The organism is Streptomyces sp. CLCI03, assembly GCF_053615355.1.
Map to the genome: position 1 here is coordinate 2,520,941 of NZ_CM132132.1, position 11,102 is coordinate 2,532,042.

9 protein-coding genes and 5 tRNA genes are annotated in these 11,102 nt (G+C 69.7%); 4 read left to right on the forward strand and 10 right to left on the reverse strand.

Going from position 1 to position 11,102, the window contains the following annotated elements; translation table 11 throughout:
- Positions 1-516 precede the first annotated feature (516 nt).
- From ACWG52_RS11325 to ACWG52_RS11370, 10 genes are all read right to left on the reverse strand, one after another.
- Positions 517-589, reverse strand: a tRNA-Glu gene (locus tag ACWG52_RS11325).
- 23 nt (positions 590-612) lie between these two features.
- A tRNA-Gln gene (locus tag ACWG52_RS11330) sits at positions 613-684 on the reverse strand.
- A 24-nt stretch (positions 685-708) separates the two neighbouring features.
- A tRNA-Glu gene (locus ACWG52_RS11335) sits at positions 709-781 on the reverse strand.
- 61 nt (positions 782-842) lie between these two features.
- Positions 843-915, reverse strand: a tRNA-Glu gene (locus ACWG52_RS11340).
- A gap of 27 nt (positions 916-942) precedes the next feature.
- Positions 943-1,014: transfer RNA gene (locus tag ACWG52_RS11345), tRNA-Gln, on the reverse strand.
- A gap of 86 nt (positions 1,015-1,100) precedes the next feature.
- Entirely contained in the window at positions 1,101-1,829 is a 729-nt protein-coding gene (locus ACWG52_RS11350) for an HAD family hydrolase (RefSeq protein ID WP_389805265.1), read from the reverse strand.
- Positions 1,830-1,839: 10 nt separating this feature from the next.
- Positions 1,840-2,511: a DUF4241 domain-containing protein gene (locus ACWG52_RS11355; RefSeq protein ID WP_389805268.1), complete on the reverse strand. Its 672-nt coding sequence runs from the start codon at positions 2,509-2,511 to the stop codon at positions 1,840-1,842.
- Between the two features lie 129 nt (positions 2,512-2,640).
- A complete protein-coding gene (gene gltX, locus ACWG52_RS11360; RefSeq protein WP_389805271.1) occupies positions 2,641-4,116 on the reverse strand; it encodes a glutamate--tRNA ligase in 1,476 nt (491 codons plus the stop codon).
- Positions 4,109-4,897, reverse strand: coding sequence for a fumarylacetoacetate hydrolase family protein (locus ACWG52_RS11365; RefSeq protein ID WP_389805274.1), 789 nt, complete (start codon positions 4,895-4,897; stop codon positions 4,109-4,111). Before ACWG52_RS11365 ends, gltX begins: the two co-directional genes overlap by 8 nt.
- Before the next feature lie 97 nt (positions 4,898-4,994).
- On the reverse strand, positions 4,995-5,183 hold the full coding sequence (locus ACWG52_RS11370) for a hypothetical protein (RefSeq protein WP_266379372.1): 189 nt from the start codon (positions 5,181-5,183) through the stop codon (positions 4,995-4,997).
- Positions 5,184-5,762: 579 nt separating this feature from the next.
- Between ACWG52_RS11370 and ACWG52_RS11375 the strand changes: the two genes are divergently transcribed.
- The 4 genes from ACWG52_RS11375 to ACWG52_RS11390 all read left to right on the forward strand — a co-directional run bounded on the left by ACWG52_RS11375 (position 5,763) and on the right by ACWG52_RS11390 (position 10,913).
- Positions 5,763-9,383, forward strand: a complete 3,621-nt coding sequence (locus ACWG52_RS11375) for a nitrate- and nitrite sensing domain-containing protein (RefSeq protein ID WP_453128604.1) — start codon at positions 5,763-5,765, stop codon at positions 9,381-9,383.
- Between the two features lie 9 nt (positions 9,384-9,392).
- Complete coding sequence (locus ACWG52_RS11380; RefSeq protein WP_030708442.1) at positions 9,393-9,806, forward strand: roadblock/LC7 domain-containing protein; 414 nt, start codon at positions 9,393-9,395, stop codon at positions 9,804-9,806.
- 152 nt (positions 9,807-9,958) lie between these two features.
- On the forward strand, positions 9,959-10,351 hold the full coding sequence (locus tag ACWG52_RS11385) for a DUF742 domain-containing protein (protein ID WP_030014827.1): 393 nt from the start codon (positions 9,959-9,961) through the stop codon (positions 10,349-10,351).
- Positions 10,332-10,913: a GTP-binding protein gene (locus ACWG52_RS11390; RefSeq protein WP_046776286.1), complete on the forward strand. Its 582-nt coding sequence runs from the start codon at positions 10,332-10,334 to the stop codon at positions 10,911-10,913. Before ACWG52_RS11385 ends, ACWG52_RS11390 begins: the two co-directional genes overlap by 20 nt.
- Positions 10,914-11,102 lie beyond the last annotated feature (189 nt).

An 11,102-nucleotide genomic window follows, 5' to 3' on the forward strand; every position in this document is an offset into this window, starting at 1 on the left:
CCTCTGCCCCTGCCCGCCTGTCGCGACCCAGCACTTCTGATGCGCGTGGACACCCACGCTGCGAGGTCTACGCCACCCTTCAGCAGGTCGGCGGCATCGACACCCTTCGGCAGCTCCACTGCATAGCGCAACTCCGTCCCCCAGTGACTGAGGAAGAGTTCACTATGCCCCCGGGGAGCCGTAAATCCTGCCGAGGACCACAGCCCCCGCAAGTTGTGCCCCGCCGCGCCGCTACGGGGGAACGGAATGCCGCTCAACTGCAGGTACGACTTCAGTCGGCACTCGACGACGTACCCCGCGAGGTAGACCGCCCCAAGGGTGTGCCCGGATGCCTCCAGCACCTTCGCCTCGGTCGCACGCAGCCCAGCGACAGCATGGAAGTCGTTCACACCCAGCCCTCCACCATCATCTCAGGGATCATGGTGGCATTCCCTGGGGCGGTGTGAGGAGTGAACCAACTTTTCCGGAACGGCGAAGAGGCCCTCCGCGATGAACGCGGAGGGCCTCTTCGATGCGTACCCCCGACCGGATTCGAACCGGCGCTACCGCCTTGAGAGGGCGGCGTGCTAGGCCGCTACACAACGGGGGCTAGCTGGTGCTGCTGTTACTGCGCTGGGCTACCAGGACTCGAACCTAGAATAAGGGAACCAGAAACCCTCGTGTTGCCAATTACACTATAGCCCAAAGTGGTCTAGACCAGACCAACAGTACCCCCGACCGGATTCGAACCGGCGCTACCGCCTTGAGAGGGCGGCGTGCTAGGCCGCTACACAACGGGGGCCCTAGCGATCCTGCATCAAGACGTCCGGGTGCGACCCTGGAGATCTCGCGGGAAGGATCTGTACCCCCGACCGGATTCGAACCGGCGCTACCGCCTTGAGAGGGCGGCGTGCTAGGCCGCTACACAACGGGGGCAAAGCACTGCGTTACTGCTGCACTGCGCTGGGGTACCAGGACTCGAACCTAGAATAAGGGAACCAGAAACCCTCGTGTTGCCAATTACACCATACCCCACCAAAAGTCAACCCCTCACCGGGGTTTCTCTTCGGGTGGCGCCTCCGTCCGGCCTTTCGGCCCGCTCCGGCGGCGCAGAAAGAACATTACCGGATGCCTGACCGTGCTCCAAAACGGGTATCCCGTGCCAGCAGCTGTGGGAGCTGGTCAAGGCCTTCGATGCGGTGCGCCCCCTCGGGCCCGGGGCCGCGGCCACCGGTGCGGTCGATCCAGACGGCCGTCAATCCCGCGTCACGCGCACCCCGCGCGTCGATCTCCGGCTGGTCCCCCACGTACGCCACCTCGCCGGGCGGCAGGCCGAGCGCCTCGCACGCGGCGAGGAAGGCTCCCGCCTCGGGCTTGCTGATCCCGAGTTCGACGGCGCAGACCAGCACCTCGAAGCGGTCGCGCAGACCGAGGTCGCGCAGCTTCGGGTCCTGGTTCGCGGTGGAGGAGTTCGAGAGCACCCCGTGCCGGTAGTCGGCCGCGAGGGCGTCGAGCGCGGGAACCACGTCGGGGAAGACGACCCAGGCGGACTTGTAGTGCTCCACGTACCGGTCGAACCAGGCGTCGGCCTCGTCCGCGGTCATCGCGGGCCGCTCCAGGAACTCCCGCACCCTCTCCTGTCGCTGCCCCTGGAAGGTGCCCTCGCCGGCCGCGAAGCGCGCCCAGTGCCGGTCGGTGATCTCCCGCCACAGCGCGAGCGCCTGCGTGGGGGTCCCGTACCGCTCCGCGAGCCGCTCGGCCTCCAACTGGCGCGCGAGTCCGGCGGCATCGGCCCCGGTGTAGTCGAAGAGGGTGTCGTCGATGTCCCACAGCACGGCGCGGATCGGCATGGGGCCGAGCCTACGCCGCGGGCACCAGCGCCGTGGGTACGACCAGGAAGTCCGTCACGAAACAGGTGACCCGGCCCTCGGCGTCGCGCCCGATCCAGGTCGGGTAGCAGCCGTCGCCCCACCCGGAGGTGAAGCCGGCGAGGGTGTGACCGTCCTCTCCCTCGGCCAGGAAGACGGCCGGGCCGTCCCCGACCGTCTCCATGGCGGCCCACACCGCCCCCTCCTCGTCCTCGGTGCCGGGGAAGGAGCCGTCGGCGGAGGCGTCGTAGAAGCAGCCGGTGCCGGCGTCCACGCCGTAGCCGTAGAACTCGTCCTCGCCGAGGGAGGCGGGGTCCTGACCCTCGTCGACGGCCATCTCCCACCTCGTGGTCGGGGTGTCGCGGATCACCAGACGCGCGGCGGCGACCCGGGTGTGCGGGCGGGGTCCCTGCGGGGCCCCGGGGCGCACCAGCGTGGCGATCGCGGCTTCCGCCCGGTACCGACCCGGTTCCACCACGACACTGAACGGCTCGACTTCGTCCTGCCCGAGGCAGACGAAGGGGTCGCAGGCGACGACCCTGCCCGTGGGCAGGGTCACCTCGCCGATGACGACCGGGGCCAGGGTCCCCGTCGTGCCGTCCTGGTGGGTGAAGGCGGAGCCCGGGGTGAAGTGCCAGGCGTAGTCGGGCGGGGTCATCGGCACGGGTGCCTCCGAAGTGCGGGAGCGAGTGGTGATCGTTCTCCCGGAGCCTAGGGCCCGCCTCCGACAACGCCGCAGGGGGCGGTGTCCGGGCGTTCCGGCCACCGCCCCCCGCGGGACGTACGTCGAGAGCTACGCGGCGAGCTTCGCCAGCGTCGCGTCGATGCGGGCCAGCGACCGCTCCTTGCCCAGGATCTCCAGGGACTCGAAGAGCGGCAGGCCGACCGTGCGGCCGGTGACGGCCACGCGGACCGGCGCCTGGGCCTTGCCGAGCTTGAGGCCGTGGGCCTCACCGGCGGTCAGGACGGCCTGCTTGAGGGACTCGGGGTCCGTCCAGTCCGCCGACTCCAGGTTGGCGCGCGCCGTGGTGAGCAGCGCGGCCGGCTCGCCCTTCATCGCCTTGTCCCACGAGGCCTGGTCCGACACCGGCTCCTTCAGGAACAGGAAGTCGACGTTGGCAGTGATGTCCGACAGGACGGTCACCCGGGTCTGGGCGTGCGGGGCGATCCGTGCCCAGGCCTCGGCGTCGAAGTCCTCGGGGGCCCAGTTGGCGTGCGGGGCCTGCAGCCACGGGGCGCAGGCGTCCGCGAAGGCCTTCGGGTCCAGCAGGCGGATGTGGTCGCCGTTGATCGACTCGGCCTTCTTCAGGTCGAAGCGGGCCGGGTTGGCGTTGACGCCGTCGATGTCGAACTTCGACACCATCTCCTCGATCGTGAAGACGTCCTGGTCCTTGGAGAAGGACCAGCCGAGGAGCGAGAGGTAGTTCAGCAGGCCCTCGGGGAGGAAGCCGCGCTCGCGGTACAGGTTGAGCGAGGCCTCGGGGTCGCGCTTGGAGAGCTTCTTGTTGCCCTCGCCCATCACGTACGGCAGGTGGCCGAAGGCGGGGGTGCTCTTGGCGACGCCCAGTTCGATCAGCGCCTTGTAGAGGGCGATCTGGCGGGGGGTGGAGGAGAGCAGGTCCTCGCCGCGCAGGACGTGCGTGATCTCCATCAGCGCGTCGTCGACCGGGTTGACCAGTGTGTAGAGCGGGGCGCCGTTGGCTCGGACGATGCCGAAGTCCGGCACGTTGTCCGGGGTGAAGGTCAGCTCGCCGCGGACGAGGTCGGTGAAGGTGATCGGCTCGTCGGGCATCCGGAAGCGGACGATCGCCGGGCGGTGCTCGCCCTGGTACGCCTCGATCTGCACGGGGGTGAGCTCGCGGCAGTGGCCGTCGTAGCCGGAGGGCTTGCCGGCGGCGCGGGCGGCCGCGCGGCGGGCGTCGAGCTCTTCGGTGGAGCAGTAGCAGTGGTACGCGTAGCCACCGTCGAGCAGCTTCTTCGCGACGTCCGCGTAGATGTCCATGCGCTCGGACTGGCGGTACGGGGCGTGCGGGCCGCCGACCTCGGGGCCCTCGTCCCAGGTGAAGCCGAGCCAGCGCAGCGAGGCGAGCAGCTGGTCGTAGGACTCCTCGGAGTCGCGGGCCGCGTCGGTGTCCTCGATGCGGAAGACGAACGTACCGCCGTGGTGGCGGGCGAACGCCCAGTTGAAGAGTGCGGTCCGGACCAGGCCCACGTGGGGGTTGCCGGTCGGGGAGGGACAGAAACGTACGCGGACGGGTCCGTTAACCACGCTTGATCACCTTGTTGGTGAGAGTGCCGATGCCTTCGATGGTGACGGCGACCTCGTCGCCGACGTTGAGGGGGCCGACTCCGGCCGGGGTCCCCGTGAGGATGACGTCGCCGGGGAGCAGCGTCATGGCCTCGGAGATGTGGACGATCAGGTCCTCGATGGACCGGACCATGTCGCTGGTGCGGCCGAGCTGGCGCTGTTCGCCGTTGACCGTGCACTGGATGGTCAGGTCGCTCGGGTCCAGGTCGGTCTCGATCCAGGGGCCGAGGGGGCAGGAGCTGTCGAAGCCCTTGGCCCGGGCCCACTGCTTCTCCCGCTTCTGGACGTCGCGCGCGGTGACGTCGTTGGCGCAGGTGTAGCCGAGGATGACGTCCTTGACGCGCTCCTTCGGGACCTCCCGGCACATCCGGCCGATGACCACGGCGAGCTCCGCCTCGTGGTGGAGGTCCTGGGAGAAGGAGGGATATGTGATCGGGTCGCCCGGGCCGACCACCGAGGTGGAGGGCTTGAAGAAGGTGATCGGGGCGTCGGGGACCTCGTTGCCGAGCTCCGCCGCGTGCTCCGCGTAGTTGCGGCCGATGGCCACGACCTTGTTCGGGAGCACGGGCGGCAGCAGTCGGACCTTGCTCAGCGGGACCTTCGTGCCCGAGAGCTCGAAGTCCGCGAAGGGGATGCCCTTGATGATGTCGAGCACGAGCGTGGAGTCGTCGCCGGGGGCGCCGTCGCCCTCGACCGCGCCGAACGCGACGTTGCCGTCGATCGAGAACCTGGCGATGCGCACCTGTTGCGTCTGCCCCTCTGTATTTCCGCTGGCTGGAGTCTGCGGACCCCAGGCTAACGCGGCGGGCAGCGGCGCTTCACGTTCCTTTGCGGGGTGGCTACTCCGCGGCGGCGGCGACCGGCACGTTCATGAGGATGGTGCGGCGCGGGTTCGCGGTCTGCGTCGGCAGCTCGACGGAGTGCTCCGGGGTGGCCGGTGCCGCCTGCAGCTCCTCGGCGTCCTTGAGGTGCGCAAGGGTCGTGCGGCGGGGGTTGGCTATGTTGCGGAACATCGTCGTCGTCTTCATCGGAGTTCGGGGTCCTCGGTTCGATCTGTGAGTGTCGGCTGTCGCATGCACCAACCCTGGCGCCAACCCTTTAAGGGGCAAGGCTAAACATCTGAATCCCCCGGCGAACCGGGAAGTAATGGCCATGGCTGTGTGAGTTTGCTCACCCTTGACCCGACATTACTGGCATATTGGACAGTCAACTCGACCCCTCGAAACGGACATTGCGCCACTGAATGCGTCATTCCGCTCCTGATCATCTCGACTGGGACACCTTGACAGCCGCGTTGTTTGGATGGCGTAAGTCCGGTTTCTACCGAATGCAGTCGCACAGGGTGTAGCCCTTCTGTCACAAGTCGTGACCGACTCTCCGGGCCGGCGCTCGCACCTTGTTGGAGATCCTCCACTGTGCTGGAATTCGCGGGACCGCCGCGGGAATCAGCCGGCGCGCAGGTGGCGCGACACCGCGCCGAGCGCGGTGGCAAGGAGAGGAAGACGCGCCGGTCACCGACGACCACCATGGGGCGGCAAGTGCCCCACGACTCGACACCGTCCCACCGGTCGCCCGGCGGGACGCCTGGTCCAGAGGTTGCGACGCTAGTGCAGGGACGATTCAAGAGGGATGGCAGCGCTGCGGCGGAGCAGGAGCCGCGCGGCGGGACCGACCGTGGCTCCTCGCCCCAGCACGCCCAGAACCGCGGGCCGGCTGTCGAAGGCGCAGGCCCCGACACCTCCGCCGCGGTGAAGGCGAAGGGCCGTGGGAAGTCCGTGAAGGCCAGGGTCAAGGCGAAAGCCGCACCCGCCGCGCCTGCCGGACCGGCTGAGCAGGACGTGGCGATACCGAAGGCCCCCAGCGGGCCCGGTTCTCGTCTCGCCATGCAGAACTGGCGCATCAGCACGCGACTGGTGTCGCTGCTGACCCTGCCGGTCGTCGCCGCCACCACGCTCGGTGGTTTCCGTATCAACGACTCGCTCAACGACATCGCGCAGCTGGAGCACATGCAGCTGCTGACGACGATGACGCGACAGGCCACCAACCTGGCCGCCATGCTCCAGGAGGAGCGCGACCTCTCCGCGGGTCCGCTGTCGCTCTCCAAGGGCAGGACCACCAGCCAGGTCGACGTCGTCCGTCAGCAGACGGACACCGCCGCCAAGGCCTTCGCCGCCGCGACCGACAAGGTCGACAGCACGGGCGAGAAGGACGACACCCTCCGGTCGATCCGTAACAACGTCCTGCAGATCGGTCGCCAGCTCACCAACATCGAGACGATCCGCACCCGGGCCTACGTCAACGGCGCCCAGCAGACCGTCTCCGAGTACAACGCCGTCATCGTCTCGCTGCTCTCGCTCTCCCAGGACATGGCGCAGGCCACCTCCAACCCGGAGATGATCAAGCGTACCCGTGCCCTGGCCGCGTTCTCCGCCGCCAAGGAGTACGCCTCCATCCAGCGCGCGATCATCGCCGCCTCGCTCCCCGACACCAATGAGCGTCAGGGTGAGCTGAAGGAGAACGACCGGCTCTACGCCCTCTCCGCCCAGAAGGGCGAGCAGCAGGCGAAGACCACCTTCGGACTCGTCTACCAGGGCCGCACCGAGGAGCTCCTCGCCGGTCTGGGCGACAGCAACTCCGAGATCTCCACCGCCGACGGCTACTCCCGTCGTGTCCTGGCCAGCCAGGACGCGTTCCTCCGGGAGAAGAACCGCTCGTGGCTCGACTGGTACGACGCCGACGGCACCAAGCTCCAGGCCATGAAGGTCATCGAGCTGACGCTGCTCGAGGAGATGGAGCAGAAGGCCCGTGAGCTGAAGAACGAGGCCCAGCAGGACGCCATCATCAACGGTGCCCTGATCCTCCTCGTCCTCGGTGTCTCCCTCGTCGGCGCCTTCGTGATGGCCCGCTCGATGATCCGCTCGCTGCGCCGCCTGCAGGACACCGCCACGCGCGTCGCCCAGGACCGGCTGCCCGAGCTCGTCAAGCAGCTCTCGGAGTCCGACCCGCAGGACGTGGACACGACGGTGGAGTCCGTCGGTCTGCACACCCGCGACGAGATCGGCCAGGTGGCCGCGGCCTTCGACGACGTGCACCGCGAGGCCGTCCGCCTCGCCGCCGAGCAGGCCCTCCTGCGAGGCAACGTCAACGCGATGTTCACCAACCTCTCGCGTCGTTCGCAGGGCCTCATCCAGCGCCAGCTCTCGCTCATCTCCGAGCTGGAGTCGCGCGAGGCCGACCCGGACCAGCTGTCCTCGCTCTTCAAGCTCGACCACCTCGCGACCCGCATGCGCCGTAACGGTGAGAACCTCCTCGTCCTCGCGGGTGAGGAGCCGGGTCGCCGGTGGACCCGCCCCGTCCCGCTGGTCGACGTGCTCCGTGCCGCCGCCTCCGAGGTGGAGCAGTACGAGCGTGTCGAGCTGGCCTCGGTGCCCGGCACCGATGTCGCCGGCCGCGTGGTCAACGACCTCGTGCACGTCCTCGCCGAGCTGCTGGAGAACGCCACCTCGTTCTCCTCCCCGCAGACCAAGGTCAAGGTCACCGGTCACGCGCTGCCCGACGGGCGCGTGCTCGTCGAGATCCACGACACCGGTATCGGCCTCTCCCCCGAGGACCTCGCCGCGATCAACGAGCGACTCGCGTCGCCGCCGACCGTGGACGTCTCCGTCTCCCGCCGCATGGGCCTGTTCGTGGTCGGCCGCCTGTCCCTGCGACACGGCATCCGCATCCAGCTGCGCCCCTCCGACTCGGGTGGTACGACGGCCCTCGTCATGCTGCCGGTCGACGTCGCCCAGGGCGGCAAGAAGCCGGCTCCGATGCCGGGCCAGGGTGGTCAGGGCGGCCCCGGTGGCGCTCCGGGTGCTCCCGGTGGGCAGGGTGCCGTGGGCGGTGCGTCCGCGCGTCCGTCCGTGGGCTCGGGCCCGCAGCGCGGTCAGGTCGCCGGTGGCGGCCAGCGCGCCGCTCTGCCGGGTCGCGACGGCGCCGCCGGTCAGCGTCCGCAGGGTCCGCAGGGCGGTCGCCCGCAGCAGGGTGGTCCCGGTGCTTCCGGTGGCCGTCCGCAGCAGGGTCCGACCACCGCGGGTCAGGGGCAGGGTGCCTTCGGTTCCGGTGGGCCGCTGCCGGCCCGCGGTCCGGTCGCCAGTGCCGGATTCGGTGGTGGCCCGCAGGCCCGTCCGGCTTCCGGTCCGACCGGATTCCCGCAGGGCAACGGCTTCGAGCGTCCCCAGCCGCAGCAGCAGCCCCAGCAGCCGGCCGCTCCCGCGGCGCCGGCTCCGAACGGCCCGCGCCCGCAGCTCCCGCCGCGTGGTGGGGCTCCCCGTGCGGAGCTCCCCGGCCCGCAGGCCACCAGCTGGGGCAGCGACCAGGCCCGCGGTCACGACGAGCTCTCGGGCCCCGGCTCGACGGCCGAGTTCGCCCGCCCGGACTACAACGCCCCGATGCCCCAGGCGGACGGCGGCAACAGCACGACCGGACAGTTCGAGCGTCCGGACGTGCGGGGTCCCATGAACCCGTCCACCACCGGCCAGTTCGAGCGCCCGGGCTACCAGCCCCAGCGTCCCGGCGGCCCCGGTGTCGGCGGTCACGCCCCGCAGCAGCCCCAGGCTCAGGCTCCGCAGGCCGGCAACGGGTACGCACCCGCGCCGGCCGCGCGCCCCGAGACCCCGCGGCTGCCGCAGGCCCACCGGCCGGAGGCGCTGCCCCCGGCCCCGAGCTCCGGTGAAGCCCGTAGCCCGATCTTCGACACCCTGGAGTCGAACTGGTTCCGCGAGGAGGGGCAGCAGCCCCCCGCGCAGGGACCGGCCACGACCATCCCCCAGCAGGGTCAGCAGTCCGCTCCGGCGGCGCCGCAGCAGCAGCCGCTGCCGAAGCGCGGCCAGGAGTCGGCCTCGGAGTCCGCCACCACGGCGACCGGCACCACGCCGACCGTCAGCTGGCGGTCCTCGCCGAACGACGAACTGATGCGCCAGGCCGAACGCGTGCGTCAGCCCGCCGCAGGCGGCATCACGACCTCGGGCCTGCCCCGCCGGGTCCCGCGGGCGAACCTCGTGGCCGGCACCGCGCAGCAGCAGGCCGAGGCGCAGGCGGGTCCCCAGGTCTCGCGCGCCCCGGACGACGTCCGTGGCCGTCTGACCAACCTCCGACGCGGTATCCAGCAGGGCCGTCAGGCCGGCAACAACGGACCGGCGACCGGCAGTTACCACATCGACCCCACTTACCAGCAGGAGCGTTAGTTGAGTTCGATGAGCCAGGCGGCACAGAACCTGAACTGGTTGATCACCAACTTCGTGGACAACACCCCCGGGGTGTCCCACACGGTGGTGGTCTCCGCCGACGGACTCCTTCTGGCGATGTCCGAAGGATTCCCCCGCGACCGCGCCGATCAGCTGGCGGCCGTGGCCTCCGGACTGACCTCGCTGACCGCCGGTGCCTCCCGCATCTTCGAGGGTGGCGCCGTCAACCAGACCGTGGTCGAGATGGACCGAGGATTCCTCTTCCTCATGTCCGTCTCGGACGGATCCTCGCTGGCCGTACTGGCGCACCCCGAGTGCGACATCGGCCTCGTGGGCTACGAGATGGCTCTTCTGGTGGATCGCGCGGGCAGTGTCCTCACCCCGGACCTGCGCGCCGAACTGCAGGGAAGTCTGCTCGGCTGACTTCCCACTCTCCCGGCCGGACGGTACTACCGGCCGGGAGATCGGGGCCCCGCCCCTGAATCCAGTACGCCCGCCAGGCCGTCATCCCGTTCCCCCCACCGGCCGCCCCGTAAGACGGCACGCTGACCACTGCTGTCCAGCCCGGAGGATCAATGACCCCGCCCCCCGCCTACTCCGATTCGTACGGAGACTCGTACTCGGAAGGCGATCAGCCGCTGGTGCGTCCGTACGCGATGACCGGCGGCCGGACCCGGCCCCGCTACCAGCTCGCGATAGAGGCGCTGGTCAGCACCACCGCCGATCCGATGCACCTGTCCGGCCTGCTCCCCGAGCACCAGCGCATCTGCACGCTGTGCCGCGAGGTCAAGTCGGTCGCCGAGGTCTCCGCACTGTTGTCGATGCCGCTCGGTGTCGCCCGGATCCTCGTCGCCGACCTGGCGGAGGCCGGAATGGTGGCCATCCACCAGCCGGGCAATGGAGAGGCCGGCGGCACGCCGGATGTAACGCTGCTCGAAAGGGTGCTCAGTGGCCTTCGGAACATCTAGCGGAGCGGCTCCCCGCTCCACCACCTCCGCGAAGATCGTGGTGGCGGGCGGCTTCGGCGTGGGCAAGACCACGTTCGTCGGAGCCGTGTCGGAGATCAACCCGCTGCGCACCGAAGCCGTGATGACCAGCGCCTCGGCCGGGATCGACGACCTCACCCACACCGGTGACAAGACGACCACCACCGTCGCCATGGACTTCGGCCGCATCACGCTGGACCAGGACCTGATCCTGTACCTCTTCGGTACCCCGGGCCAGGACCGTTTCTGGTTCATGTGGGACGACCTGGTCCGCGGCGCCATCGGCGCGATCGTCCTCGTGGACACGCGCCGTCTCGCCGACTGCTTCCCGGCGGTGGACTACTTCGAGAACAGCGGTCTGCCGTTCGTCGTGGCCCTCAACGGCTTCGAGGGGCACCAGCCGTACACGCCGGAGGAAGTCCGCGAGGCCCTGCAGATCGGTCCCGGCGCTCCGATCATCACGACCGACGCCCGCCACCGCGCGGACGCCAAGAGCGCGCTCATCACGCTCGTCGAGCACGCCCTCATGGCGCGGCTCAAGTAACACGGTTTCAGTTGTCGCGCGGGAGGGGCGGGCTGTGTCCTACGACACGGCCCGCCCCTCTCCTTCATAACGTTTCGACAGTGAATTACGGCCACTCGGCCACAGGGTGCGGTCGCCTGGTATCACTGCGCGCACAACTGCCCCTGTTTTTGCCGCAGGACGCTCTCTATGTCCGATTTATGTAGGGCA